This window comes from Micromonospora citrea, assembly GCF_049629545.1.
Taxonomy (GTDB): domain Bacteria; phylum Actinomycetota; class Actinomycetes; order Mycobacteriales; family Micromonosporaceae; genus Micromonospora; species Micromonospora citrea_A.
Genome location: NZ_JBNADX010000006.1, coordinates 18,148 through 44,624 on the forward strand (window position 1 = coordinate 18,148; position 26,477 = coordinate 44,624).

At 70.9% G+C, this 26,477-nt stretch carries 18 protein-coding genes and 1 pseudogene; 10 read left to right on the plus strand and 9 right to left on the minus strand.

Annotated elements, in window-relative coordinates; all coding sequences use genetic code 11:
• Positions 1–125: 125 nt before the first annotated feature.
• The gene (locus tag ACPFP2_RS09425) at positions 126–1,367 is read right to left on the minus strand and encodes a DUF1501 domain-containing protein (RefSeq protein WP_424088066.1); all 1,242 of its coding nucleotides are present in this window, start codon (positions 1,365–1,367) and stop codon (positions 126–128) included.
• Positions 1,368–1,380: 13 nt separating this feature from the next.
• On the minus strand, positions 1,381–2,682 hold the full coding sequence (locus ACPFP2_RS09430; RefSeq protein ID WP_424088068.1) for a DUF1800 domain-containing protein: 1,302 nt from the start codon (positions 2,680–2,682) through the stop codon (positions 1,381–1,383).
• A gap of 148 nt (positions 2,683–2,830) precedes the next feature.
• Between ACPFP2_RS09430 and ACPFP2_RS09435 the strand changes: the two genes are divergently transcribed.
• The 3 genes from ACPFP2_RS09435 to ACPFP2_RS09445 all read left to right on the plus strand — a co-directional run bounded on the left by ACPFP2_RS09435 (position 2,831) and on the right by ACPFP2_RS09445 (position 8,280).
• On the plus strand, positions 2,831–5,395 hold the full coding sequence (locus tag ACPFP2_RS09435) for a glycosyl hydrolase family 18 protein (protein WP_424088070.1): 2,565 nt from the start codon (positions 2,831–2,833) through the stop codon (positions 5,393–5,395).
• Between the two features lie 289 nt (positions 5,396–5,684).
• Complete coding sequence (locus tag ACPFP2_RS09440) at positions 5,685–6,710, plus strand: LacI family DNA-binding transcriptional regulator (protein ID WP_424088072.1); 1,026 nt, start codon at positions 5,685–5,687, stop codon at positions 6,708–6,710.
• Positions 6,711–6,915: 205 nt separating this feature from the next.
• On the plus strand, positions 6,916–8,280 hold the full coding sequence (locus ACPFP2_RS09445) for a cellulase family glycosylhydrolase (protein WP_424088074.1): 1,365 nt from the start codon (positions 6,916–6,918) through the stop codon (positions 8,278–8,280).
• Positions 8,281–8,438: 158 nt separating this feature from the next.
• On the opposite strand, the gene ACPFP2_RS09450 is transcribed toward ACPFP2_RS09445, so the two are convergent.
• Positions 8,439–9,191 carry an SDR family NAD(P)-dependent oxidoreductase gene (locus tag ACPFP2_RS09450; RefSeq protein WP_424088236.1) on the minus strand — a complete coding sequence of 251 codons (753 nt, stop codon included), beginning with the start codon at positions 9,189–9,191 and terminating at the stop codon, positions 8,439–8,441.
• A 122-nt stretch (positions 9,192–9,313) separates the two neighbouring features.
• Here ACPFP2_RS09450 and ACPFP2_RS09455 point away from each other — a divergent pair, with 122 nt between their 5' ends.
• The 3 genes from ACPFP2_RS09455 to ACPFP2_RS09465 are packed head-to-tail and all read left to right on the plus strand — an operon-like array spanning position 9,314 to position 12,698.
• Positions 9,314–10,528, plus strand: a complete 1,215-nt coding sequence (locus tag ACPFP2_RS09455) for an acyl-CoA dehydrogenase family protein (protein WP_424088076.1) — start codon at positions 9,314–9,316, stop codon at positions 10,526–10,528.
• Positions 10,525–11,202: a TetR/AcrR family transcriptional regulator gene (locus tag ACPFP2_RS09460; protein ID WP_424088077.1), complete on the plus strand. Its 678-nt coding sequence runs from the start codon at positions 10,525–10,527 to the stop codon at positions 11,200–11,202. The genes ACPFP2_RS09455 and ACPFP2_RS09460 overlap by 4 nt, the downstream gene beginning before the upstream one ends.
• Entirely contained in the window at positions 11,199–12,698 is a 1,500-nt protein-coding gene (locus ACPFP2_RS09465; RefSeq protein WP_424088079.1) for an acyl-CoA carboxylase subunit beta, read from the plus strand. The genes ACPFP2_RS09460 and ACPFP2_RS09465 overlap by 4 nt, the downstream gene beginning before the upstream one ends.
• Before the next feature lie 356 nt (positions 12,699–13,054).
• On the opposite strand, the gene ACPFP2_RS09470 is transcribed toward ACPFP2_RS09465, so the two are convergent.
• Positions 13,055–15,436, minus strand: a complete 2,382-nt coding sequence (locus ACPFP2_RS09470) for an FG-GAP repeat domain-containing protein (RefSeq protein ID WP_424088081.1) — start codon at positions 15,434–15,436, stop codon at positions 13,055–13,057.
• Positions 15,437–15,712: 276 nt separating this feature from the next.
• Here ACPFP2_RS09470 and ACPFP2_RS09475 point away from each other — a divergent pair, with 276 nt between their 5' ends.
• Positions 15,713–15,934: a hypothetical protein gene (locus ACPFP2_RS09475; protein ID WP_424088083.1), complete on the plus strand. Its 222-nt coding sequence runs from the start codon at positions 15,713–15,715 to the stop codon at positions 15,932–15,934.
• A gap of 386 nt (positions 15,935–16,320) precedes the next feature.
• Here the strand turns inward: ACPFP2_RS09475 and ACPFP2_RS09480 are convergent.
• From ACPFP2_RS09480 to ACPFP2_RS09490, 3 genes and pseudogenes are all read right to left on the minus strand, one after another.
• A pseudogene (locus ACPFP2_RS09480) lies at positions 16,321–17,047 on the minus strand (IS3 family transposase); the annotation flags it as partial.
• A 29-nt stretch (positions 17,048–17,076) separates the two neighbouring features.
• On the minus strand, positions 17,077–18,723 hold the full coding sequence (locus ACPFP2_RS09485) for an ABC transporter permease (protein WP_424088085.1): 1,647 nt from the start codon (positions 18,721–18,723) through the stop codon (positions 17,077–17,079).
• Positions 18,713–19,651 carry an ABC transporter ATP-binding protein gene (locus ACPFP2_RS09490; RefSeq protein WP_424088087.1) on the minus strand — a complete coding sequence of 313 codons (939 nt, stop codon included), beginning with the start codon at positions 19,649–19,651 and terminating at the stop codon, positions 18,713–18,715. The genes ACPFP2_RS09485 and ACPFP2_RS09490 overlap by 11 nt, the downstream gene beginning before the upstream one ends.
• A 136-nt stretch (positions 19,652–19,787) precedes the next feature.
• On the opposite strand from ACPFP2_RS09490, the gene ACPFP2_RS09495 reads away from it, so the two are divergent.
• From ACPFP2_RS09495 to ACPFP2_RS09505, 3 genes are all read left to right on the plus strand, one after another.
• A complete protein-coding gene (locus ACPFP2_RS09495) occupies positions 19,788–20,339 on the plus strand; it encodes a DUF5872 domain-containing protein (RefSeq protein WP_424088089.1) in 552 nt (183 codons plus the stop codon).
• A gap of 220 nt (positions 20,340–20,559) precedes the next feature.
• Complete coding sequence (locus ACPFP2_RS09500) at positions 20,560–21,513, plus strand: TerC family protein (RefSeq protein ID WP_424088091.1); 954 nt, start codon at positions 20,560–20,562, stop codon at positions 21,511–21,513.
• 263 nt (positions 21,514–21,776) lie between these two features.
• Positions 21,777–23,237: a pectate lyase gene (locus tag ACPFP2_RS09505; protein ID WP_424088093.1), complete on the plus strand. Its 1,461-nt coding sequence runs from the start codon at positions 21,777–21,779 to the stop codon at positions 23,235–23,237.
• A 111-nt stretch (positions 23,238–23,348) separates the two neighbouring features.
• Here ACPFP2_RS09505 and ACPFP2_RS09510 read toward each other — a convergent pair whose 3' ends face one another.
• Complete coding sequence (locus ACPFP2_RS09510; RefSeq protein WP_424088095.1) at positions 23,349–24,272, minus strand: TerC family protein; 924 nt, start codon at positions 24,270–24,272, stop codon at positions 23,349–23,351.
• A gap of 86 nt (positions 24,273–24,358) precedes the next feature.
• Positions 24,359–26,188: an AMP-dependent synthetase/ligase gene (locus tag ACPFP2_RS09515; protein WP_424088097.1), complete on the minus strand. Its 1,830-nt coding sequence runs from the start codon at positions 26,186–26,188 to the stop codon at positions 24,359–24,361.
• Between the last annotated feature and the right edge of the window lie 289 nt (positions 26,189–26,477).

Genomic DNA, 26,477 nt, shown 5'->3' on the forward strand with positions numbered 1-26,477 from the left:
GACACGACACGTACGGCCCGGCGGAGCACTCCGCCGGGCCGTACCGGTGTCCAGGGCGTACAGACGGGCGACCGCCGCGAGCCGTCAACCGCGCCACCGCCGACGGCGACCTGGGACGCCGCCGTTCAGAGGACGCCGGTGAGCCGGCCCCGCCAGCCAGCGAGCACCTCCCCCGGATCGGTGTCCAGCACCCGCTCCAGCAGGGTCGCGTAGACGTCGCGGAAGTCGGTGCTGAACTTCAGGTCACCGTCGTCGAGGTCGGTCAGGCTCGGCGGCTCGCCGTACTGTCCGCCGCGTACGGCCGTGCCGAGCAGCAGCACGTCGGAGGCGGTGCCGTGGTCGGTACCGTCGGAGGCGTTGGCGCGGACCCGGCGGCCGAACTCCGAGTGGACGGCCACCACCACCCGGCGGCCCGCGTCGGTGCGCGCCATCCGGTCGGCGAACCGGGTCAGCGCCCGGTCGACCTGCCCGAGCAGCACCTGCTGCAACTGCTTCTCGTCGGCGTGCGTGTCGAAGCCGCCGAGCGAGACCGAGAAGACCCGGGTCGAGACCCCGGCCTCGACGCACTGCGCGACCAGGTCGAGCTGCGCGTCGAGCGGGGTGCTCGCCCCGCCGGTCGCGGTGGCGGCCGGCGTCTCCGCGTCGTCGGCCGGCTCCTCGGCGGCGGCCGCGTCGCGTACCTGACGGATCATCGTGTCGACGGAGCGCAGGTCGGCGAAGCAGGCCGCGGCGCGGGCCCGGGCCGGCGACTCGTCCGGCGCGGCGGCGGCGAACGCGGCCAGCGCCGACTCGGGCAGGCCCTTCGCCGACGTACGCCCGGTCACCGGCACCGAGGCGCCCGCGCCACGTTCACCGGCCAGCAGCGGTGGCAGCGCGGGCTCGAAGGAGACCGCGAGGCGGGGGTCGCCGCCGGCCCGGTCGAGCCAGCGGCCCAGCCATCCCGTCGAGCCGGGACGCTCCGGCTGGGCGGTCTGCCAGATGTCCATCGAGCGGAAGTGGCTGCGGTCGGGCTTGGGGTAGCCGACGCCCCGCACCACCGCCAGCCGTCCCTCACCGTGCAGCCGGTGCAGGCCACTCAGGGCGGGATTCAGACCGACCTCGTCGTCGAGCCGCTTCACCTCCTCCGCCGGGTACGCGAGGTCGGGTCGGGCGTCGTGGTAGGCCGGGTCGGCGTACGGGATGACGGTGTTCAGGCCGTCGTTGCCGCCGTACAGCGTGACCAGGACCAGGACGCGGGCCTGCGGGTCGCGCTCGCCCGCGGTGGCGAGCAGGTCGTCGAGGCGGTACGCCGCGGCGCCGGCCGCGAGCGCGGTCGCGCCGACCACGCCGCTGGCCACCAGGAACCGCCGTCGGGTCAGGGTGTCCACGGATCTCTCCTTCTCAGCTGACCGCGTACTCGGGACTGACCAGGCCGGCCACGATCAGCCGGCGCGGCTCGCGGGCCAGCGGGGTCAGGGCCGCCCTGGTCCGCTCGCTCCAGCCGTCGACCACGAGCAGTCGGGCCAGCGCGTCCGGCCGGCCGGCGGGCGGCGCGGCTGCCAGCCGGGCCAGCACGGCGGGCGCGGTCGCGGCGGCGAGCACGTCGGCGGTGCGCAGCCGGGCCTGCAACGACGAGGTGCTCAGCCAGGCGGTGCCGGCCGGCCAGCCGCCGACGCTCGGAGGCCGCAACGGCACCTGGTCCAGGGCGTTCAGCCCGGCCAGCAGCCGCCGCCGCTCGTTGTCCGGCAGCGCCGCCGGTCGGACCCCGAGTTGCCGCGCCGCGCCGACGAGCCACTCGACGGGCTGTTTGACCAGGGTGTCGCGGGTCTGCGCGAAGGCCGGCGCGGTGAAGATCCGGCGCAGCGTGGCCGTCGTGTCGGGGCCGGCGAGGTCCTCCGGCGCGGGCAGGTGCGCGCCGGCGAAGCGGAACCAGAGCCGGCCGGCGACGAACCGTGCGGCCTCCGGTCGTTCGGCCAGCAGCCGGGCGTACGACCCGGCGTCGAAGGGGGCCTGCCGGCCGAGGATCGTCTTCGGGCCGGGGTCGTGCCGTCCGGGCTGGAGGCGGGCGGTGCCGGTGCGCCGGTCGACCACCCAGCCGGTGAGGGCCCGGGCGCCCTCCTTGACGTCGGCCTCGGTGTAACCGCCACCGACGCCGAGGGTGAACAGCTCCATCAGCTCGCGGGCCAGGTTCTCGTTCGGGGCGGTGCGGGTGTTCTTCTGGCCGTCGAGCCAGAGGATCAGGGCCGGGTCCCGGACCATCGCGTCCACCAACGGTGACAGCGGGCCCCGCCCGTGGCGGCGCAGCGTCTGCAACTGCCGCACCATCAGCGGGGCCGACCGGACCTTCTGCACGCTGGTCGCCCAGTGGCCGTGCCAGAAGAAGAGCAGCTTCTCGTCGAGCTGGTGGTCGGCGGCGACCATCCGGGACAGCCACCACCCGGTCAGCGTGCTCACCTGTTCACGGCGTTGCTGGTTGGCCTGCTGTCGCTGCTCCCGGCCGGCGCCCCTGCCGAGCCGCGCGGCGGGGTCGGGGCCCAGGTCCGGGATCGGAGTGGCGGCCGCGCCCGGGTCCGGGCCGTCCGGGCCGAGCAGCCGGTCGAGGGTACGGGCCACGCCGTCGCGCTGCGCCTGGTCCACCTCCTCGGCGGTGGGCCCGAACGTCGCCCGGCGCAGCAGGTGCGCCACCGCTTCGCGCTCCGTCATGTGCACCGACGCTAGTGCGGCAATGTTCGACGACGGTAAGGGCGGGATGTGGATCGCGTCTCGGTCCGCCCTTGCGTCCGGAGCGGCGGGCGGGTATACATTCACCAACCTTAATAGTTAAGTTTGTTAAGAGTTGGAGGTGGGCGCGTTGCGCACACGGACCTACCAGTGGCTCGGCAGCGCCGTCGTGGGGCTGCTGGCCGCGGCGACGGCGCTGGTCGCGGCCCCCGCCGCGCACTCCGCCGTCGCCGACGACGAGGCGTGCCGGCCCGACGGGCTGTACCGCACCCCGGGCGTGGCAGCGCCCTACTGCACCGTCTACGACACCGAGGGCCGGGAGAAGCTGGGCAACGACCACTCCCGGCGGGTCATCGGCTACTTCACCAGCTGGCGCACCGGCCGCAACGGCGCACCGGCCTACCTGGCCCACCAGATCCCGTGGGACAAGGTCACCCACGTCAACTACGCGTTCGCCCACGTCGACGCCGCCAACAAGATCTCCGTCGGTGACCCGAAGGCGGCGAACAACCCGGCCACCAACATGACCTGGCCCGGCGTGGCCGGCGCGGAGATGGACCCGCAGTACGCCTACACCGGACACTTCAACCTGCTCAACAAGTACAAGAAGCGGCACCCGAACGTCCGTACGCTGATCAGCGTCGGCGGATGGGCCGAGACCGGCGGCTACTTCGCCGACGACGGCACCCGCGTCGACGCCGGCGGCTTCTACCGGATGACCACGACCGGCAGCAACACGGTCAACACCGCCGGCATCACCACCTTCGCCGACTCCGTGGTCACCTTCCTGCGCACCTACGGCCTCGACGGCGTCGACATCGACTACGAGTACCCCACCTCGAACAACAAGGCCGGCAACCCGCTGGACTTCGCCCAGGCAGACGCCAAGCGCGCCGGACTCAACGCCTCCTACCAGGTGCTGATGCGCACCCTGCGGGAGAAGCTCGACGCGGCCGCCGCCACGGACGGCAAGCACTACCTGCTCACCGTGGCCGCGCCCGCCTCCGGCTGGCTGCTGCGCGGGATGGAGTCGCACCAGGCGTTGCAGTACCTCGACTACGTCAACATCATGTCGTACGACCTGCACGGCTCCTGGAACCACTTCGTCGGCCCCAACGCCGCCCTGTACGACAACGGCGACGACGCCGAACTGGCCGCCGGCGGGGTGTACGGGGCGTACGGCAACATCGGCTACCTCAACACCGACTGGGCGTACCACTACTTCCGCGGGGCCATGCCCAGCGGGCGGATCAACATCGGCGTGCCCTACTACACGCGCGGCTGGCAGGGCGTCACCGGCGGCACCAACGGGCTGTGGGGCCGCGCCGCCCTGCCCGACCAGACCAAGTGCCCGCCCGGCACCGGCGCCTCGATCGGCTCCACCACCCCGTGCGGCAACGGCGCGGTCGGCATCGACAACCTGTGGCACGACCTGGACGACGCCGGCAAGGAGGTGCCCGCCGGCGCGAACCCGATGTGGCACGCCAAGAACCTGGAGCGCGGCATCACCGGCGACTACCTGTCCGCGTACGGGCTGACCCCGGCCACCGACCCCGCCGACCGGATCGCCGGCAGCTACACCCGCAACTACTCCTCCGCGCTGGTCGCACCGTGGCTGTGGAACGCGCAGAAGAACGTCTTCCTCTCCACCGAGGACGAACAGTCCCTCGCCGCGAAGGCGGACTACGTGGTGGACAAGGGCATCGGCGGGGTGATGATCTGGGAACTCGCCGGTGACTACGGCTACGACACCGCCAAGGGCCAGTACGGCATCGGCGACACCCTGACCAGCCTGCTGCACGACAGGTTCACCACCGCCCCCGCGTACGGCGCGCGGCGCGCCACCACCGCGCTGCCCACCCGGACGATCGCCGTGAACGCGACTATGGGCGGCTTCGCCCTCGGCGACAGCAACTACCCGATCAACCCGGAGCTACGGCTGACCAACAACAGCGGCAGCCCGATCCCAGCCGGGGCGCAACTGGAGTTCGACTACCCGACCACCACCCCGACGCTCACCCAGCAGTCCGGCTGGGCGCTGACCACGGTCTCCACCGGACACACCGGCGGCAACGCGGGCGGGCTCAAGGGTGTGCACCACCGGGTACGCCTCACCGTACCGGCCGCCATCGCCCCCGGGTCGTCCGCCGAGGTGACGCTGAACTACCAACTGCCGATCTCCGGCCCGGCCAACTTCACCCTCGCCTTCGGCGGCCAGACCTACGCCCTGGCCAGCGACTTCACCCGGGGCGGCGTGGCGGTGACGCCGAGCCCGAGCAGCTCCGGCTCTCCGGGCGGCGGCACGTGCACCGCGCCCGCCTGGGCGGCCGGCACCGCCTACTCCGGCGGGGCGCGGGTGTCGTACGCCGGGCACACCTGGAGCGCGAAGTGGTGGACGCAGGGTGAGACGCCCGGCAGCGCCGCCGTCTGGGCCGACGAGGGCGCCTGCGCCGCGCCGTCACCGACCGCCTCGCCGACCACCTCCCCGACCGCCTCGCCGACCGTCTCCCCCACGGTCAGCCCCTCACCGACCGGCGGGGCGTGCACCGCGCCGGCCTGGTCGGCGACGACCGCGTACTCCGGCGGGGCGGTGGTCTCCCACGACAGGCACCGGTGGACGGCGCGCTGGTGGACCCAGGGCGACGTGCCGGGGGCCAACAGCCAGAACGTCTGGACCGACAACGGGCCCTGCTGACCACCTCCGGGCGGGTCGCGGACGGTCCGCGACCCGCCCCGAGCCCTCATCCGCCACCGCGGTACGGACGCCCGGTACGTCTCCGGGCAGGTGCGGGCGCGCGGTGGTGTCGAGAGGGGCCGATCTGCCCTGGCGTGTCGGTGACGACCTGCGGACGCTGGAGGAGCGGGAACGGTTTGCACGCCTGCGCGGTCCCGGCAGTAGATTCGCGAGGTGGACCTCGATGTGTCTGAACCCGTGAACGGAGTGAGCCGGAGTGCCGGCACGCGGGTCTGACGGCCGTGGCGGCATGCGGGAGGTGGCCCAGGCCGCGGGTGTCTCGGTCTCCACGGTCGCGAACGTGCTGAGCCGTCCGTCGATCGTCGCGCCGGAGACCCGGGCCCGAGTGCAGGCCGCGATCGAGGCGGTGGGTTACGTGCCGCACGGGCCGGCCCGGCAGTTGCGTGGACTGCCGAGCCCGGTGGTCGGGAGCGTCACGCTGGACCTGGCGAATCCCTTTTACGCCGAGTTGAACCGGGGGATCGAGGACCGGCTGGCCGAGGCGGACTGCGTCATCCTCGCCTGTAGCACGGATCTTCGGCGGGCGCGGGAGCTGCGGCTGCTCACGTTGCTGCGGGCGCAGGCCGTGCGAGGCATCATCATCTCCCCGATCGACGACGACCCCGAGCCGCTGCTGCGGCTCAGCCGTGACGGCATACCCGTCGTCCTCGTCGACCATCCGCGCGGGGCGGTGGACCTTTGTGCGGTGGCAGTGGACGACGTGCTGGGTGGTCGACTGGCGGGCGAGCATCTGATCGCGCTCGGTCATCGCCGTATCGCCTTTCTGGGTGCCACCGTCGACCCGGGTCCCGTGTTGGCGCGCAGGAAGGGGGTACGGCAGGCGGTGGTGGACGCCGGTCTGAACCCGGCGGAGTCCTTCGTGGACGTCAGACTGCGCCTGCATCCGCCCCCGTTGCTCGACGCCGCGGCGCAGGCGGCCAAGCACCTCATGGACCATGAGATGCCGCCGACAGCGGTGGTGTGTGTCAACGACACCGCCGCGCTGGGCCTGCTGGACGGTCTGCACACGTTGGGCTTGCGTGTGCCGCAGGACATCTCCGTGGTGGGTTACGACGACTTGCCGTTCGCGCGGCGGCTGGCGCCCGCGCTGACCACCGTTCACCAGCCGCCTTACCGACTTGGCCGGGCCGCTGCCGAGCTGTTGCTGGACGAATCCCGACCGGATCACACCCACCGGGAGATGTTGTTCCAGCCGTCATTGGTGGTTCGTTCCTCGACAGGGCCGCCTGCCGGGGGTTCAGCCGGCGGTCGTTGAGGGGGTCGGCCAGTCATCGACGGGCAACTATTGCCGGATCGGGTGTCGGCGGATAGCGTGTGGGCACCGTCCGAGCGCCCGAGCCGGCCTCGTCGCAGCACCGTTTACAAACGTCACAATCGCGTCGCGTACGGCCGTCGGGCTGTGCGCCAGGGCAGGCGCGTCACGCTCCCGGCATCAGCCGGGCCCAACCCTGAGGTAGATCATGAGCAGAAGACTCATCGCGGTCGGCGCTGCCCTGCTCGCCGTCGCCGCGTCGGTCCTGATGTTCGTCCGGCCTGCGGACGCTGCGGTCGGCCTGCACATCAGCGGCCGGAACATCGTCGAGGCAAACGGCACGCCGTTCGTCATGCGCGGTGTCAACCACCCGCACGTCTGGTACACCGGCCAGACGAGGGCGTTCGCCGACATCAAGGCGCTCGGCGCCAACACGGTGCGCGTGGTTCTGGGCAGTGGTGAGCGGTGGGGTCCGTCCACGGACGTCGCCAACGTCATCGCCCTGTGCAAGCAGAACCGGTTGATCTGCGTGCTGGAGGTACACGACACCACCGGTTACGGGGAAGAGGGGGCCGCCGCCTCCCTGGACGAGGCGGTCAACTACTGGATCAGCCAGAAGAGCGCGCTGGTCGGCGAGGAGAGCCGCGTCGTCATCAACATCGGCAACGAGCCGATCGGCAATGTCGACGCCGGCCAGTGGACCGATGCCACCGCCTCGGCCATCCGGAAGATGCGTACGAACGGATTCGAGCATCTGCTCATGGTGGACGGGCCGAACTGGGGCCAGGACTGGCAGTTCGTCATGCGCGACAACGCCCAGACGATCCTGGACGCCGACAGTCGACGCAACACCGTCCTGTCGATCCACATGTACTCCGTCTTCAACAGCGCCGCAGCCATCACCAACTACCTTGACCACTTTCAGAACCGCGGCTGGCCGTTGGTGATCGGCGAGTTCGGCTGGCAGTTCAACTCGGGCGAGGTGGACCACGAGACGCTCCTGGCCGAAGCCCAGGCTCGGGGCCTGGGCTACCTGGCCTGGTCGTGGAGCGGAAACAGCGATCCGATCCTGGACATGGCTCTCGACTTCGACCCCGCGCGACTCACCACCTGGGGCCAGCGGATCTTCAACGGCGCCAACGGCATCAAGGCCACCGCGAAGGAGGCCACCGTCTACGGAGGCGCAGTCCCGACCGGGAGCCCGTCGCCCAGCGGATCCGCCACCCCCACGCCCACGGCAACCCCCACACCCACGCCGCCGCCCACCACCGGAAGGAGTTGCACCGCCACCTACCGGATCGTCGGCCAGTGGCAGGGCGGTTTCCAGGCCGAGGTCCAGGTGAAGGCCGGCGCCACGGCGATCAGCGGGTGGACCGTGACGTGGACCTTCGCCAACGGCCAGACGGTCACCCAGGGCTGGAACGCGACGGTCAGCAGCAGCGGCGCCGCCGTGACCGCCCGCAACGTCGGCTACAACGGCAGCCTGGGCGCCGGAGCGAGCACCGTCTTCGGCTTCCTCGGCTCGTGGAACGGCACGAACGGCGCGCCGACGCCAACCTGCACCGCCACGTGACCTGACGGGAGCGGGTCACACCGTCGGTACGGCCCGCTCCCGCCGCCCTGTCCGACACCGGTACGCCGCGTCGGGCCGGACGATCCGGGCGGGGCTGCCACAGCGGGCACCGACCTTGCGGTGACCCGCGACGCGGCGACCCCGCCCCGGCCGGGGTGTCACGGCATGACGAGGCCGCCGTCGACGGGGATCGTCGCCCCGGTCACGTACGACGAGGCGTCGCTGGCCAGCCAGACCAGCGTGGCGGCGAGTTCCTCGTGCTCACCGAGGCGCCCGGCCGGGGCCAGCGTCTTGACCATCTCGAAGGTGCCCGGCTCCAACTGGTCGCTCATCTCGGAGGCGAAGAAGCCGGGGGCGATGCAGTTGACCCGGATGCCCTTGCGCCCGGTCCACTGGGCGGCCAGGTCGCGGGTCAGGCCGATGACGCCGGCCTTGCTGGAGGCGTACGCGGCCTGCGGGATGCCGCCGGGGCGCAGGCCGATGACGCTGGAGATGTTGACGATGGCGCCGCCGCCGGTGGCCGCCCGGGCGAACGCCTGGGCCATCCAGTAGCTGCCCATCAGGTTGACGTCGACGACGGCGCGGAACTGCTCCGGGGTCTCCCGGGTGGCGGGCACGGCCGTGCCGACCCCGGCGTTGTTGACCAGTACGTCCACCCGCCCGAAGTGCTCGATGGCGGTGGCGATGAGCGCCTCGCAGTCCTCGGGCCGGCTGACGTCGGTGGCGCGGGCGGCGTACCGGCGGCCGGCGGCCTCGACCAGCGCGCCGGTCTGCGGCAGTCGCTCGACGCGGCGGGCGCCGAGCACGACGTCGGCGCCGGCCTCGGCGAGCGCGCGGGCGAACGACACCCCCAGGCCGGAGGAGGCACCGGTCACCACGGCGACCTTCCCGTCGAGCCGGAACCGGTCCATCACGCTCACCCTGGTGCTCCTCACGGTCTTCGTGCCTCTGGACGTCATACCGACCAGCCGGTATGTTCAGCGTCCGGCGACGGTAGCGAGCCGCCGACAGCCGCGTCAATGGGGAGACAGCCATGGACTTCGAACCGACCGCCCGAGCCACCGAGCACCTGAAGCGGCTCCAGGAGTTCATGGACGAGCACGTCTACCCGGCCGAACCGGTCTACGCGGCGCAGCGCGCCGAACTCGCGGCCGCCGGAAGCCGCCACCACCTGCCCGCCGTGGTGCAGGACCTCAAGGCCGAGGCCCGCCGCCGAGGGCTGTGGAACCTCTTCCTGCCCGACGTCTCCGGCCTGACGAACCTGGAGTACGCCCCCCTCGCCGAACTGATGGGCCGCTCGATCGAACTCGCCCCCGAGGCCACCAACTGCGCGGCGCCGGACACCGGCAACATGGAGATCCTGCACATGTTCGGCACCGCCGAGCACAAGGAACGCTGGCTGCGGCCGCTGCTCGACGGCGAGATCCGCTCCGCCTTCGCGATGACCGAGCCGGACGTGGCCTCCAGCGACGCCACCAACATCCGCACCCGCATCGAACGCGACGGCGACTCGTACGTGATCAACGGCCGCAAGTGGTGGACCACCGGCATCGCCGACCCGCGCTGCCAAATCATGATCGTGATGGGCAGGACCGACCCGTCCGCCGAGAAACACCGGCAGCAGTCGATGATCCTGGTACCGGTGGACACCCCCGGCGTGCAGGTGGTGCGCTCGCTGCCCGTCTTCGGCTACCACGACCAGCACGGCCACGGCGAGGTCGTCTTCACCGACGTCCGGGTGCCCGCGTCGCACCTGCTCGGCGAGGAGGGCAGCGGCTTCGCCCTCGCCCAGGCCCGGCTCGGCCCCGGCCGCATCCACCACTGCATGCGCGCCATCGGCCTGGCCGAACGCGCGCTGAGCCTGCTCGTGCAGCGCGCCACCACCCGGGTCGCCTTCGGCCAGGAACTCGCCCGCCAAGGCGTGGTCCAACAGCAGATCGCCGAGTCACGGATGGCCATCGAGCAGGCCCGGCTGCTCACCCTCAAGGCCGCCTGGATGATCGACCGGTACGGCGCGAAGAACGCCCGCACCGAGATCGCCGCCATCAAGGTCATCGCTCCCCGGGTGGCCCTGGAGGTGCTCGACCGGGCTATCCAGGTGCACGGCGGCGCCGGCGTCTCCGACGACTTCCCGCTCGCGGCGATGTACGCCGGGGCCCGTACCCTGCGCATCGCCGACGGGCCGGACGAGGTGCACGTGCGCGACGTGGCCCGGCGCGAGATCCGCCGGCAAATGGAGTCGCGGTGACCGCAGCGGATACCGAGCCGATCAGCCGGCGGCGTACGCCGCGCGGGTCGGCCCGGCGCAACATCGTCGCGGCGGCCACCGAGCTGTTCGCCCGGCGTGGCTACGAGGCGACCAGCGTCCAGGAGATCGTCGCGGCGGCGGCGGTCACCAAGGGCGCCCTCTACCACTGGTTCGGATCGAAGTCGGAGCTGCTCACCAGCATCTACCGGGAGCTGCTCGCGGAGCAGACCGCGCGGCTGCGCGAGATCGCCGACGGCCCCGGGCCGGTCGGGGAACGGCTGCGCGCCGCCGCCGTGGACGTCGTCGCGCACACCGCCGCGCACGTCAACGAGCTGACCGTCTGGGCCCGTTCGGCGCACCTGATCGACGGGGAGCACGCCGACGCCACCCGCCGGGAGCGCCGCCGCTACCACGACCTGTTCCGCGACCTGGTGCTCGAAGGGCAGCGCGCCGGCGCGGTCCGCACCGACGTCTCCGCCACGGTGATCACCCACACCTTCCTCAGCGCCCTGGGCAACACGCACACGTGGTTCCACCCGGACGGGCCGCTGACCTTCACCGAGGTCGGCCACCAGCTCGTCGCGCTCTTCGTCGGCGGCCTGCGGCCACCCGAGCCGGCCGGCTCCCCCACGCCCACCGGCTCGGCCGGTGACCGGTCCCGGTCGAGCGCATGAGCCGGGAGCCGACCGCCGACCCTGTCCGGCCCGAGCTGGGTGAGGTCCTGCGGCGGCAGGCCGGGTTGCGCGACGACGTCCGCGCCGAGGCGACGGCGAAGCGGCACGCGGTGGGCCGGCGCACCGTACGGGAGAATCTCGCGGACCTGGTCGACGACGGCACCTGGCTGGAGTACGGCGGCCTGGCGGTGGCCGCCCAGCGGTCCCGCCGGCTGCTCGCGGACCTCGCCGAGGCGACTCCCGCCGACGGCGTCGTCGTCGGCGTGGGCCGGGTCGCCGGCCGGCGCGTCGGCGCGGTGGCGTACGACTACACCGTCCTCGCCGGCACCCAGGGCGTCACCGGTCACCGCAAGACCGACCGGCTGCTCGACGTCGCCGCGCGCGAGGGGCTGCCGGTCGTCGTCTTCGCCGAGGGTGGTGGTGGCCGACCCAGCGACACCGACCACCCGACCGTGGCGGGCCTGGAGCTGACCACCTTCGCGTCACTGGCCCGGCTGCCGTCGCTGCGGATCGGGATCGCGGCCGGCTGGTGCTTCGCCGGGAACGCGGCGCTGCTGGGCATGTGCGACGTCACCGTCGGGGTCGCCGGCGCCAGCATCGGCATGGGCGGACCGGCCATGGTGGAGGCGGCCGGGCTCGGCGTCGTCGCCCCGCAGGACGTCGGACCGCTCGACGTGCACCTGGCCAGTGGCACCGTCGACCTGCCCGCGACCGACGACGCCGACGCGGTGCGCCTGGCCCGCACCGTGCTCGGCCTGACCGACGGCGAACCCACCGAGGCACGGCACGCCGACCAGCGGCGGCTGCGCGACGTCCTGCCGGAGAACCGGCGTCGCGCCTACGACGTACGGGCCGTGCTGCGGCTGCTGTTCGACCTCGACTCCGTGCTGGAGCTGCGGGAGCGGCACGGCCGGTCCCTGGTGACGGCGCTGGCCCGGCTCGGCGGACGTCCGGTGGGCGTACTCGCCAACAACCCGCTGCACCGGGCCGGGGCCATCGACGCCACCGCCGCCGGCAAGGCCACCCGGTTCCTGCGGCTGTGCGGGCGGATGGACCTGCCCGTGGTCAGCCTCTGCGACACCCCCGGCATCATGGTCGGCCCGGACGCCGAGCGCAGCGGGCTGGTCCGCGCCGTGGGCGACCTGTTCGCCGCCGGCGCGTCGCTGCGCACCCCGCTGGTGACCGTGGTGCTGCGCAAGGCGTACGGGCTCGGCGCCATGGCGATGGCCGGCGGCAGCTTCCACACCACCCGCCTCACCCTCGCCTGGCCGACCGGTGAGGTCGGCGCGATGGGCCTGGAGGGCGCGGTACGCCTGGCGCACCGCCGGGAACTGGCCGCCATCACCGACGACGCCGCGCGCGAACGCCGCCACGACGAGCTGGTCGCCCTCGCCTACGAACGCGGGCGGGCACTGTCGGCCGCGGCGAGCTTCGAACTCGACGACGTCATCGACCCCGCGCAGACCCGGGACCGGCTGCTCGCCGCGCTGTTCTGACCGCCGCGAACCGACTCCGACAGGTTTATGGCCTCCTGCGCGGGACCCGCAGGCCCGCTCGCCCCGCGCCGCGACGCAGGAGTCGACTCGTACATCACGCACCGGACCGAATGGTTGGACGACGGCAGAGGACGGCACTCCGCCGCGCTAGCGAGCGCAGCAGTGTCGCGGGCTGGCGAGGCAGCGGTGCGAGCGAGTCAGGGTCGGGGCACTCCCGAGCGCATGTCGGCTGCGTGTTGCCGGGGGGCTGCGTAGCTCTACGCAGCCCCCCGGGGTCAGGTCACCTCAGACCAGTCCTGGTAGCCCTCTCGCGCGTCAGCCTGCTGTGAGGTGTGAGCTGGCTACACGGGAGGCAGTCAGGTGCCGAAGGGCTGTGCGGACAACAGGATTTGAGTCCATCCACCGGTATCGACGGGATCGTCCCCGTAATACCGGATGTCGGTGCCGTTGCCATCGAAGGGATTCGCGTCGAGGTAGCGGTAGAGCCCTCCGCTGCTGTTGCGGCCGTAGTAGAAGCCTCCGCCCGGAGAGGTTAGTTGAACGAAGGCGCCCCAGCCGGTCCTGAGGGTGTAAGGCGTCCAACTTCCCGCTCCGTGGATCTTGTAAGAGAGCAGCTTCCCCTCGCTGTTGGTGCCGAGGATCCAACCAGGTCCGGTGGTGGCCAGGGTCAGGAGGGTAAAGCCGCCACCGATGGTAGTGCCATTAATGATGTTGCCGGCAGTGGGTTTGACGGCGGTTATCGTGTACCGCAGCAGGGTGCCGGATGCGACGCCAAAAAGTGAGCCGTTACCGTCGTAGGCCAGGCGGTCGTGGGTCCACCCGCTCGCACCGACGAGGACAGGGGTATTGAAAGTCAGAGACGAGTTGTTGGTGATGATGTCCACGCGGTACAGCTGGCTACCCGTCGAGGTGATCAGGAGAGTATTGAAGTTTAGCGTGGCCATGGCTTTCGGCGTGAATCCAAGCTTAGCCGTAGAAATTACCGAGCCGAATCGGTCACCGGTGCCGGACTCAATCTTGGAGTAGGTCAGCCGTCCGTCGCTGAGGACACCGTAAACCGATACCGCCCCCCGTGACGGATCCGCGCTACCGGCGATGATGTCGAAGTTGCTCCAGTCGTTGCTGAATGCGCCACCGGTGCCGGAATTGAAGCCACCGGCACCGTTTCCGGCGTAGAGATGCAGGTTTCGAGTGGTGGCCTGGCGGGCGACGACGTCGGCCTTGCCGTCGCCGGTGAAATCTCCCGGAGAAAAGATCATATCGAAGTTGCGCCAGTCGTTACTGAATGCGCCACCGGTGCCGGATTTGAAGCCGCCCGCGCCATTGCCGGCATAGAGGTGAAGATCGGCGGTGCCAGCGTGGCGGGCGATGATGTCAGCCTTGCCATCGCCGTCGAAGTCTCCTGGAGAGAAGACGACGTTGAAGTTTCCCCAGTTGTTGCTAACCGTGCCGCCGGTGCCGGATTTGAAGCCACGGTTACCGTCGCCTGCGTAGAGGTGCAGGTCTTTGGTAGTGGCATGACGGGCGAGGATGTCAGGCTTCCCGTCGCCACTGAAGTCTCCCGGAGAAAAGATGATGTCGAAGTTGCCCCAGTTGTTGCTAATCATCCCTCCGGTCGCTGATCTAAATCCACCACTTCCATCGCCTGCGTAGAGGTGCAGGTCTTTGGTAGTGGCATGACGGGCGAGGATGTCAGGCTTCCCGTCGCCACTGAAGTCTCCCGGAGAGAAGACGATGTCGAAGTTGCCCCAATTGTTGCCGATGGTGCCGCCGGTGCCGGACACGAAGGAACCGCTGCCGTTACCAGCGTAGAGCCGGAGATCCTTGGTCTGCGCGTGTCGGGCGATGATGTCTGCTTTACGGTCGCCGTCAAAATCACCGCGGACCGGTGGGAGGGTTCCCCCACCGCCGCCACTGTCGCCGCCCCCGGTTTCGCCGTCACCTCCGCCTCCACCGCTAGAGCCGGATCCACAAACATTCGCAGACACGCCGCCGTGTTGCCATTCGTGCCTGCTGTCCGAACTCGTCCACGAGATGCCCACGCTGAAGGGGCCGACGCTGACGCCGTTGATTGCCGTTGATCCCCAACTGTGTCCGTTTTTGACAAAGACCTGGGTCCGGCTGCAACTGTCGGCCAACCTGGTGAACGACATCATGATCTGGCCGCCGTACATGTCAAAATCAACATCGTTGTCGCAGGACGCGCTCAGGGCACGCGTGTGGTCCTGTCGTTGGTATGCGATGCCATACTGGTTGGCATCAGTTGTGCCAGAAGGGCTCGTGATGGAGCCAATGCCGTAGTTGTCCCGCATATCATTGAGTCCTGGATCGCCCCAGAACCAAAGCTGGGAGGAATCCGAGTAGACCTCATACTCCCCGCCGCTGAGGGCCATTCCAATGGCGTCTGGTCCGCCTAGGCTTCTATTGATACAACCTCTCCACGCGTCTGCGGCGTAGTCATGATTGAGCCACGTCCATTCGCCCAGGGCGTAGTAGCGGCCGTTTGTGGGTTCGTACCACAAACTGGTGGACCACCGGACGTCCGAGGCTCCGACGCCGCCGTCGTCATCGAGCGCGACAATTGACGACTTTGACGACGTGGCGTCGGATTTGCTCTCGCTCCTGCCAAGTGGAACGAGGCAGAATTCCTTTACGAACAGCTCGTCAACATCGGCTTCGTCTGCGCCGTTCGCGCGCAGGGAAGCCGAGGCGTCGCCGAGAGACTTTTCGCTAATCACCTTGCGGGCATTGTCGCCCTGTCGGACGCATTCGACAGACGCCGCCTGCGCTGGCGATGCACCGATTGGTACTATGAGCCCCCATAGGAGAAGTGACCCTGCAATGACGCTTGGTAATGTGCGACGCACCCCGTGTCCTCCTGCTTGTTGAGTGGGGCTGACCGTAGCAGACACGAGGGCTGAGTGAAGCACGTAAGGACATACCTGGACAAAAGCATAAAGATTGACGTAAACGACTCTAGATGGCATGACAAGCACGGGAGAGAGGGACTGTCCATGGACAAGAAACACGGGACTAGCTACCCCCTGCGGGGCATCGCGTTCGGCATGGCGCTAATCGGCGTGATTCTATTTATCTGTGCCGGCAATTTGGACTACGGCTTACTTGGCATGAAGTTTCCTCTGAATGCGATGGCCGTTATCTTGATGTCTGGCTCCATTGTTTTCTGGGCGCTACACGCACTGGCTGCCATCCTGCGTGAGTACACCAGATCTTGAAGTACGGATGGGTCGGGTGAGCTGAGCGACGGTGCTGATGGCAACATCAAGAGTTAGGTAGTGCTTGCCGGGATCGCAGGCAACGAAATGCGCCAGGTTCAATCTTGATGGAGCGGGGCTTGTTGTCATGCCGGATGGCTATTGAGTCGTCCGGTGAGACTTGGCGGCGGGGCCTGCTCGGGCGCTGAACAGCTGACGGGCTGGCGCTGTGAGCAGGCGCAGGAGTGTGCCGACTCATTGGTGCGCTCGGATCTCGCGCTGGGGTCAAATCCGTTTCGGCGAGTGGACGCCGGGAGTGCGGTGACGCCAGTGCTTGGCGACTCTTCGCTTACGGAATCAGCTCGGGCGCTCTGATGGGTCTGCTGCACCGGCAGGTGACAGGATAGTCACGCGGCGTGACTGGCCGGTGGGGTCATGATGGTCTCGAATTCCACGGGGATCACCTGGACAGCGACCGTTGTCGTCGGCGGCGGTGGTAGGTCCGTTCGATCCAGGTCACGATCGCGATCCGGAGTTGCTGGCGGCTTGCCCACGATCGCCGGTTGAGGACGTTGTTCTGCAGGAGTCCGAAGAAGGATTCCATGGCGGCGTTGTCGCCGGCGGCGCCGACGCGGCCCATCGATCCGGCCATCCGGTGGCGGTTCAGGGCTCGGACGAATTTCCGGGACCGGAATTGCCCGGGTTCAACCGGTCGGTGTGCAGGATGCAGCCGGCCAGGTCACCGCGTCTGGTGGCGGCGTTGTCCAGTGCGGCGACGGCCAGGCGGGACATCATCCGCGAGTCGATGGAGTAGCCGACGATGCGGTGGGACCAGACGTCCTTGATCGCGCAGAGGTAGAGCTTTCGCCGGTGTGGTGTTCGGTGATGTCGGCCAGCCACAGCCGGTTCGGGCTGCCGGCGGTGAAGTCTCGTTGGACCAGGTCGTCGTGCATCGGCGGTCCGGCCTTGCCGCCCTTGCCGCGACGTCTGCGTTTGCCGAAGGCGGCTCCACCAGCCGTTGCCGGAGCAGATCCGCCACGCAGTGCGGTCGGCCATCGGCTGCCCCGCATCACGAGCCTCGTCAACCAGGAACCGGTAGCCGAACTCCGGATCATCACGGTGGGCGTCGAACAACGCGTACGGCCGGTCGGAGTCGCCGGCTCTCAGTCGCGGGAGGTGAGCGGGCGGGCGGCCAGCACCAGCAGCGCGGCGACCGTCCAGGTGGCCAGCACGGCCAGGTGCGCCCAGGCGAACCCGGCGCCGTCCACCCCGGGTCGGGTCGCCGCCAGCAGCGCCGCGCTCAGGTGCCGCAGCGGGAACAGGTCACCGACGGTCGCCAACCAGCCGGGCAGCGCGGCGTCGCCCACCGGGAAGACGTCGGAGACGAAGCTGAGCGGCAGCAGCGTCCCGAGGGTGATCGCGGTGACCGACCTCGCCGAGCGCAGGGCCGCCACCAGCGCCAGGCCGAGCGCGGCGAAGCAGAGCACCCCGAGCAGCAGCGTGAGCACCGCCGCCGGCAGCCGGCCGGCGTCGAGGCGTACGTCGAGCAGGGCCACCGCGACCGCGCCGAGCAGGACCGCCGTCGCCACCGAGACGATCAGCGCGGAGGCGACCCGGCCGGTGAGGTACCAGCGCTGCGGCAACGGGGTGCCGGCCAGCCGTTTGAGCACCCCGTTCGCGCGGGCGGCCACCACCTGTTCGGGCAGGTTGACCCACCCGGTGACGGCGACGGCGTAGGCGGCCATGCCGGGCAGGAGGTACTGGGCCAGGGTGAGGCCGCGCACCTGACCGTCGCCGAAGACGCTCGGGAAGAGCACGAGCAGCAGCACCGGGAAGACCACCGCGAAGAAGACCGACAGCAGGTCGTGGCGCAGCCCGCTCAGGGCGTACCCGAGCTGACCGGTGACCAGCGCGGCCGGTGACGGGCGGGCGGCGCGCTGCGGCGCGGAGAGCCGGACGTGCGGCGTCGCGGCGACGCCCGGCGCGGCCCGGCCCGCCTGCCGCGCGCCGCGCGGTTGCCAGCCGAAGCGCAGCCGGGCGACCAGCGCGCCGGCCACGGTCCACGCCGCGAGCACGCCGAGGTGTCCGGCAGACAGCCCGGTGCCGGCCCCCGGGGTGAACGTCTCGGCCATGGCCCGGGCGAAGTGCTTCAGCGGCAGCACCGACCCGGCGAGGTCGAGCCAGCGGGGCAGGTCCGCGCCGACGATGAAGACGTCCGAGACGAAGGCCAGCGGGATCAGCAGCCCCTGGGTGAGGGTCTGCGCGGCGAGCACGGTGCGGGTCAGGGCGGCGACGGCCAGCCCGAGCGCCGCGAAGCAGGCGGTGCCGAGGACGAAGGTGAGCAGCAGCGCGGGGGTCTTCGCCCAGACCGGCGCGACGCCGTACCCGGCGACACCGACGGCGGTGAGCAGCACCAGCGACGCCGTCGAGATGACCAGCGCGGCGCCGGTACGGGCGGCGAGCACCGCCCACGCCGGCACCGGCGTGCCGCGCAGGCGCAGCAGGACCCCCTCCTCGCGCAGCGTCGCCAGGTCCACCGCGAGCAGGCAGAACGCCGCCTGCGCCGCGCCGAACACCGCGAACGGGCTGACCAGGTACTGCGCGACCGGCACCCCGTCGCCGGTGTCGGAGTTGCCGACGATGGCCAGCACGACCACCAGGAAGCTCAGCGGGAACACGAGGGCGAAGAAGGTCGACATGGGTCGGCGCAGGTGCCCACGCAGGGCCTGCCCGGTCAACCGCCACATCGGACGACCGGCGCTCACCCGGGCGGCCGGCGCGGGTCGGGTGCGCGGCAGCTCAACGATCATGGCCGGCCTCCCCTTCGACCTCGCCGGCGTCGGGTTCGCCGGTGAGGCTCAGGTAGACGTCCTCCAGGGTGGGCGGAGCGACGCTCAGCCCGGACAGCTCCAGCCGCCGGGCACGGGCCCACTCCGTGAGCCGGTACGTGTCGGCCAGCGGGTCGTGGGTGCGTACCCGCAGCCCGCCGTCGGCGCGGCTGACCGCGCCGGTCAGGGCGGGCAGCTCGGCGGCGGCCACCGCGTCGGGCAGCCGGAACGTGATCAGGCTGGGCAGCCGCGCGGCGTCGCGCAGCTGGTCGGGGCTGCCGACGGTGACCAGCCGGCCGGCGCGCAGGATCGCCACTCGGTCGGCGAGCCGCTCGGCCTCCTCGAGGTAGTGGGTGGTGAGCAGGATCGTCGTGCCCAACTGGCGCAGCCGGGCGATCAGCTCCCAGGCGCGGTGCCGGGCGGCCGGGTCGAAGCCGGTCGTCGGCTCGTCGAGGAAGAGCAGGTCGGGCGCACCGGCGAGGCCGAGGGCCAGATCGAGGCGGCGGCGTTGCCCGCCGGAGAGCGCCTTCACCCGGGTGTCGCGCTTGTCGGCGAGCCCGACCAGCGTGATCAGCTCGTCGGTGTCGTGCCGGCGGGGGTAGAGCGAGGCCTGCAACCGGACGAGTTCGCGGACGCTGAACTCCTCCTCGAACCCGGCGGACTGCAGCACGATGCCGATCCGCTCGCGGTAGGCCCGGCCGCCGGTGGCCGGGTCGAAGCCCAGCACCCGCACCTGCCCGGCGTCGCGGCGGCGGTAGCCCTCGAGGATCTCCACGGTGGTGGTCTTCCCGGCCCCGTTCGGCCCGAGCAGGGCGAAGACCTCGCCCTCGTCGACGGTGAAGCTGACGTCGTCCACCGCCCGTACGCCTCCGTAGCCCCGGGTCAGGTGGCGGACCTCGATCGCCCTCATGCTCTCACCGTGGCATCGGCGCCGGGCGGCGGACAGTGCCGATGGGCCCTCAGGGACGTGCCGGTGGTCGGGACGGGCGCGTCGACGCGGGCCGGCGCGGACGCATGCGCCGGTGCGCGTCGGGTACTTGCCGGGCATGGCGCGGTACACGAAACCCGAGCTCAGGGAGCAGCTCAAGGAAGAGATCAAGGCCTCCGACCGGGGCGGCAGGCCGGGGCAGTGGTCGGCGCGCAAGTCGCAGCTGCTCACCCAGGAGTACAAGCGGCACGGCGGGGGCTTCGAGGGGCCCAAGGACGAGCGGCAGAAGTCCCTGCAACGCTGGGGTGAGGAGGACTGGCAGACCAGTCAGGGCGATACGCGGGCGCGGCGCGGGGGCGAGACCGGTCGTTACCTGCCCAAGCAGGCATGGCAGGAGCTCTCCCCCGAACAGCGGCGCGCCACCGACGCCAAGAAGCGGAGGGAGTCGCGCTCCGGCCGGCAGTACGTCGCCAACACCGGGCCGGCCAGAGGCGCGCGCCGGGACGCCACGGCCGCCGTACGGCTGTCGGAGCTGCCGGTCACCGAGGCGACGAAGCTGGTCGGCGACCTGGACACGCGTCAGCTCAGGGCGGCGCTGAAGCGCGAGCGGGAGGGCAAGGCCCGCAAGACGCTGATCCGGCGGCTGGAGTCGGAGCTCGCCCGGCGCTGACCGATCCCCCGGGGCACGAAGGCCCTAGACAAACGAACTTCGCTTCGTGAATAATGAATCGTAGTTCGAGGGGGAGTACCCGCCACCGGACGCGCGGCCGTCAGTACGGACCCACCCGGGTCCCGGCCGCGCGGGCCGCCGCACCGGCGGTCCGGGGAGACCTTCGACCCGCACGCCGGCGCCGCGCGCCGGCCCGGTCGAAGGGAACGAGATGTCCTCGATGTCCGTACCGTGGTGGGCCTGGCTGGCCCTGACCGCCGCGATCGCCGCGATGCTGGCGATCGATCTGTTCCTGCACCGCGACAACCACGTCATCGGCTTCCGTGAGGCCGCCGCCTGGTCGGCGATCTGGATCGCCGCCGGCCTGGCCTTCGGCGTCCTGCTCTGGCTGTGGCAGGGCGACGAGGCCGCCGGCGCCTACTACGCCGGCTACCTCATCGAGAAGGCGCTCTCCGTCGACAACGTATTCGTCTTCGCGCTCGTCTTCAGCTACTTCGCGGTGCCCGCCGCCTACCAGCACAAGGTGCTCTTCTGGGGCGTCATCGGCGCCCTGGTCTTCCGGCTGGTGTTCATCTTCGTCGGCGCGGAACTCCTCGAAACGTTCTTCTGGACCGCCTACGTCTTCGGCGTCTTCCTCGTCTGGACCGGCTGGAAGATGGCGTTCAAGCACGACGCGGAGATGCACCCGGACCGCAACATCATCGTCCGCCTCGTCCGCCGGGTCGTCCCCACCGACGCCCGCTACCACGGCGACAGGTTCTTCACCCGCCTCGACGGCAGACGTGTCGCGACCCTGCTGTTCGTCGTGCTCATCGCCGTCGAGGCCACCGACCTGATCTTCGCCGTCGACTCCGTCGCCGCGATCCTCGCGATCACCACCAGCACCTTCATCGTCTGGACCGCCAACGCCTTCGCCGTGCTCGGCCTGCGCAGCCTCTACTTCTGCCTCGCCGGGCTGCTGCGCCGCTTCGTGCACCTGCACTACGGACTGGCGTTCCTGCTCGCCTTCGCCGGCGTGAAACTCATCCTCTCCGAGACCCCGGTGGGCAAGTTGCCCATCCCGCTCACCCTCGGCGTCATCGTCGCCACCCTGGCCGTCTCGATCGGGTGGAGCCTCGCCGCCACCCGCGGCACCCCGGCGCACACCGACGCCCGCACCCCCGCCGACACCTGACCGGATCGCCGACGCCTCCCTGACGAGGCCCGGCTCATCGAGTCCTCACGCATGGTTACCCGTCGATCCGACGCGTGCCCCCACAGACACCCGGGGGCACCGCGTCGACGCGCCTCAAAGGAAGAGATAAGGAAAACGTATTCCCGCTCTCAGGGGCACCTACGAGAGACCGCGCTACGGTGATCGCCGTCCACATCGGAAGCGGCGGCGGGAGCCGGGCACGCGGTTCCCGCCATGCCACTGAGAGTAATGAGGAGTCCCCTTTGCGGGTCACCAGAAAGGCCAGACGCACCGCGCTGCTCGCGACGGTGGGTCTGGTCGCGACCACCGCAGCGGTCGCGGTCGGCATGAGTACGTCGGCGTTCGCCGGAACCCTGCTGTCGGACACCTTCGAGGACGGCGACCACGACGGCTGGTCGAAGTCCGGCGGCGACTGGTCGGTCGTCTCCGACGGCTCGAAGGCGCTGCGTCAGGCGGACCACGGCAGCGAACTGGCCCGGCTCTTCGCCGGCGACAAGGACTGGGCGGACTACCGGGTCCAGGCCCGGGTCAAGCCGACCTCGCTCGGCGCGAGCGGCGCGGTGGGCATCGCCGCCCGGGCCAGCAGCGCCACCAAGATGTACCGGCTGGTCCTGACGGGCGCGGGCCGGGCGGAACTGCAGGCGGTCAACGGCAGCCAGGTGACCGTGCTCGGCGCGGCCCCCGCCGCCGCGACGACCGGCGGATGGCGGACGCTCGCGATCGAGGTCGACGGCGGCACCGTCAGCGGCTACGTCGACGGCGCCCGGATCGGCTCGGGCAGCGGCAAGCTGCCCGGCACCGGTCGGGCGGGACTGCTCACCACACGGGCCGCCGGCACCTTCGACGACGTGCTGGTCGCCACGCCCGGTTCGGGCACGCCGACCGGCGCGCCGCCGGCCACCACCGCAGCGCCGACCTCCGCCGCGCCGACCAGCAAGCCGCCGGCCACCACCGCCGCCCCGACCTCCGCCGCGCCGACCAGCAAGCCGCCGGCCAGCAGCAGCCCGCCGGCCGCCACGGCCACGCCGGTGGCGGCCTGGCCGACCCCGAGCGGCAGCCAGAAGGTGGACGCCACCATTGCCGTCCCCGCCAACGGCCTGGACGGCGGGATGAAGCGGTACTTCGGCATCGGCAGCGGCGGACAGTCGGAGAGCCAGGACCCGATGTTCAAGCTCGCCGCCGGGGCCACTTTGCGCAACGTCGTCATCGGCGCACCGGCCGGCGACGGGGTGCACTGCGAGGGCCGATGCACGCTGATCAACGTGTGGTGGGAGGACGTGGGCGAGGACGCCGCCACCTTCCGCGGCGGCGGCCCGTTCCTCGTGGACGGTGGTGGGGCGCGCTCCGGCGCCGACAAGGTCTTCCAGCACAACGGCTCCGGCACCGTGACGATCCGCAACTTCCGCATCGAGTCGTCCGGCAAGCTCTACCGGGCCTGCGGCAACTGCAGCGACTCGTTCGAGCGGCACGTCGTGCTGGACAACATCGTCGCCACCTCGACCAAGATCCTGGCCGGCATCAACACCAACTTCGGTGACACCGCCACGCTGACCCGGATCACGATCCTCGACGACGCGAAACGGTCCACCCGGCCGTGCGTGAAGTTCAAGGGGGTCAAGAAGGGCAGCGAGCCGACCGAGATCGGGTCCGGACCGGACGGCGTCAACTGCCTCTACCAGGAATCCGACATCACCTACCGATGACGGTCGCCGAGGGGGCGGCGCGCCTGCCCGCCCCCTCGGCTCCGTCCGGCGACGACCGCTCACCCGCCAACGGTGGGCACGTCGGCGCGCGTACACCGGTTCACCGCCGCGTCACGGACCTGTCCGCTCGCACGAGCCCGGCCGGGTACGCAGCACGCTGGCGACGATCGAGGCGGTGACCGTGACGGCGATGACGCCGAGGGTCAGTGGGACGGGCAACCGGCCGACCGGCGTCTCGGCGAGGATCAGCTTCACCCCGGCGAACGCGAGCAGGACGGCGAGCCCGTAGTGCAGGTGCACGAACCGGCGCAGCAGGCCGGCCAGGCAGAAGTAGAGGCTGCGCAGGCCGAGGATGGCGAAGGCGTTCGCGGCCCAGACGGTGAACGGGCTGGTGGTGATGGCGAGGATCGCCGCCACGGAGTCGACGGCGAAGACCAGGTCGGTGGCCTCGATCGCGATCAGCACCACCAGCAGCAGGGTGGCCGTGCGCCGGCCGTCGAGCCGGATCACGAACCGACCGTCGTGGTAGCGGGGGTCGGTCGGGATCACCCGCCGTACCAGCCGGACGACCGGGTTGCGGCCGGGGTCGGTCGGCTGGCCGTGCCGGAAGGCCATCTTCCAGCCCGTCCAGATGAGGAAGGTCCCGAAGAGGTACGCCGTCCAGGAGAAGGTCTCCAGCAGCTCCGCCCCGACGAAGATGAACACCAGGCGCAGCAGCAGCGCACCGATCACCCCCCAGAAGAGCACCTTGTGCTGGTACGCGGCGGGCACCCCGAAGTAGGTGAAGATCAGCGCGAAGACGAAGACGTTGTCGATCGAGAGCGCCTTCTCGATCAAGTATCCGGCGTAGTAGGCACCGGCGACCTCACCCCCGAGCCACCACCACAGGACGAGGCCGACCAGCAGGCCGGCGCCGATCCAGACCCCGGACCAGAGCACCGCCTCGCGCATCCCGATGACGTGGTCGTCGCGGTGCAGGAACAGGTCGACGGCGAGCATCACGGCCACCACCGCCACCAGCACCGCCCACGCCACCGTCACCCTCCCCCGACCCGTCGGACCTCCGGCCGTAGGGACGGTGGCGCCGTGCCGGGCCCCGGACGGCTGCTGCTCACCGCAGGTCAGTGGCCGCGGTAGAGGGCGTCGATGTCGGCGGCGTACCGCACGGCGACGACGGTGCGCCGGATCTTCAGGGTGGGGGTGAGTTCCCCGGCCTGCTCGGTGAAATCGTCGGGCAGGATGCGGAACGTCTTGATCTGCTCCGCCGTGGACACCGCCCGGTTGGCGTGGTCGATCGCGACCTGCACCTCGTCGCGCAGTTGCGGGCTGTCCCGCAGGTCGGCCACCGAGGCGTCGGGCCGGTGGTGCGCAACACGCCAGCGCGACCAGGCCTTCGCGTCGATGGTGACCAGCGCGGCCGGGTAGGGGCGGCCGTCGCCGACGACCATGCACTGGCTGATCAGCGGATGGGCGCGCACGGCCTCCTCGATCGGGGCGGGGACGACGTTCTTACCCGCCGCGGTCACGATGATCTCCTTCTTGCGGCCGGTGACGCGCAGCCAGCCCCCCTCGTCCCAGCTGCCCAGGTCACCGGTGTGGAACCAGCCGTCGACGGTGAACGCCTCCCGGGTGGCGTCCGGGTCGTTCCAGTAGCCGGGGAAGACCACGTCGCCGCGGGCCAGGATCTCCCCGTCGTCGGCGATGCGGATCTCCACGCCGGGCAGGGGAAGCCCCACGGTGCCGATCCGCTGGACCGTCGGCAGGTTCGCCGTCAACGCCGGTGACGTCTCCGTCAGTCCGTACCCCTCCAGCACGGTGATCCCGGCGCCCCGGTAGAAGTGCCCCAGGCGTTCGGCGAGCGGCGCGCCGCCGACGATCGCCGTCCGGCACCGTCCGCCCAACGCCGCCCGGATCTTCCGGTACGCCAGCAGGTCGCACACCGCACGGGCGAGCCGGATCGGCACACCGGGGCGGCCGGGGGTGTCGAGCGCGCGGCTGTAGCGCACCGCCACCCACTCGGCCAGGGCGAACAACCGGCCGCGGTGCGCGTCGATCGCGGTGTCCCGCGCCCGGTTGTACATCTTCTCGAAGACCCGCGGCACCGCCAGGATGAACGTCGGCCGGTGGGTGCGCAGCTGTTGCAGGACGCCGCTCATGTCACCGCTGTGCACCATCGTGGCGCGGGTCTGCACCGTGCCCACCTGGATCAGCCGGGCGAACGCGTGCGCCAGCGGCAGGAACAGCACCGTCGACGCTCCCGGGTACAGGATCTGCGGCAGCACGCCGACCGCGGCGGTGACGTCGCAGTGGATGTTGCGATGGGTCAGCACGCATCCCTTGGGTCGTCCCGTCGTACCGCTGGTGTAGACGATCGTCGCCACGTCGCCGCCGCTCACCCGCGCGCGGCGGGCGTCGACCTGCGCGTCGTCGACGTCGCGACCACGCCCGGCGAGGGCGATCAGGTCACCGGCGTCGATCTGCCAGACCTCGCGCAGCCCCGGCAGGCCCGACCGCAGGGCCTCGACGGTCTCGGCCTGGCCCGGTTGCTCCACTACGCAGCCCACCGCGCCGGAGTCCGCCAGGATCCAACCGACCTGCTCGGCGCTGGCGGTGTCGTAGATCGGCACGGTCACCGCGCCGATCGCCCAGAGGGCGTAGTCGACGAGGGTCCACTCGTAGCGGGTGCGGCTGAGCAGGGCGACCCGGTCGCCGTGGCCCACCCCGGCGGCGAGGAACCCGCGGGCCAGGATCAGCACGTCGTCGCGGAACTGCTCGCACGTCACCGGCAGCGCGCCGCTCGCCGGCCGTCGCGCGGGCCACGCCCGGGACACCGGCGTCGGGCGGACGAACTGCACCGCCCCGGGGTCCTCCCGGGCGTTGACCCACACCTGCTCGGCCAATCCGGGTGTCACGGCCCCGACGGGTGCGGGTGCCGCTGCCACGTCCTGCATGGTCCTCCCCCTCGCCGGCCGGCGGGCGCAGGCGGGGACCGCCGGATACGGGTCTGCCCCCATCGTGGCGACCTGACGCGTCCCTGCTGCCGGAAATGACGAAAGTGCCCCGACGAGGGCCGTCGAGCGGTAGGGCCGCAACGGGCACGACCGGGATCGCCACCGGCGACCGGACCGACCCTGGCCGTCAGATTCCTTCAGCCCAACGAGTGGGAGTGAAGGGTATCGACATCGACGGGCATCTCGATATAACCTGCCGCCATCGCAGTACGTCGATCCCTTCGCCTCA

What these genes read in the sequence shown, in the direction of transcription:
- ACPFP2_RS09430 (WP_424088068.1), bottom strand. Translation starts at nt 2,682, where the DNA reads ATGACGGAGCGCGAAGCGGTGGCGCACCTGCTGCGCCGGGCGACGTTC.
- ACPFP2_RS09440 (WP_424088072.1), top strand. Translation starts at nt 5,685, where the DNA reads ATGCGGGAGGTGGCCCAGGCCGCGGGTGTCTCGGTCTCCACGGTCGCG.
- ACPFP2_RS09445 (WP_424088074.1), top strand. Translation starts at nt 6,916, where the DNA reads ATGAGCAGAAGACTCATCGCGGTCGGCGCTGCCCTGCTCGCCGTCGCC.
- ACPFP2_RS09450 (WP_424088236.1), bottom strand. Translation starts at nt 9,191, where the DNA reads ATGGACCGGTTCCGGCTCGACGGGAAGGTCGCCGTGGTGACCGGTGCC.
- ACPFP2_RS09455 (WP_424088076.1), top strand. Translation starts at nt 9,314, where the DNA reads ATGGACTTCGAACCGACCGCCCGAGCCACCGAGCACCTGAAGCGGCTC.
- ACPFP2_RS09465 (WP_424088079.1), top strand. Translation starts at nt 11,199, where the DNA reads ATGAGCCGGGAGCCGACCGCCGACCCTGTCCGGCCCGAGCTGGGTGAG.
- ACPFP2_RS09475 (WP_424088083.1), top strand. Translation starts at nt 15,713, where the DNA reads ATGGACAAGAAACACGGGACTAGCTACCCCCTGCGGGGCATCGCGTTC.
- ACPFP2_RS09485 (WP_424088085.1), bottom strand. Translation starts at nt 18,723, where the DNA reads ATGATCGTTGAGCTGCCGCGCACCCGACCCGCGCCGGCCGCCCGGGTG.
- ACPFP2_RS09490 (WP_424088087.1), bottom strand. Translation starts at nt 19,651, where the DNA reads ATGAGGGCGATCGAGGTCCGCCACCTGACCCGGGGCTACGGAGGCGTA.
- ACPFP2_RS09495 (WP_424088089.1), top strand. Translation starts at nt 19,788, where the DNA reads ATGGCGCGGTACACGAAACCCGAGCTCAGGGAGCAGCTCAAGGAAGAG.
- ACPFP2_RS09500 (WP_424088091.1), top strand. Translation starts at nt 20,560, where the DNA reads ATGTCCGTACCGTGGTGGGCCTGGCTGGCCCTGACCGCCGCGATCGCC.
- ACPFP2_RS09515 (WP_424088097.1), bottom strand. Translation starts at nt 26,188, where the DNA reads ATGCAGGACGTGGCAGCGGCACCCGCACCCGTCGGGGCCGTGACACCC.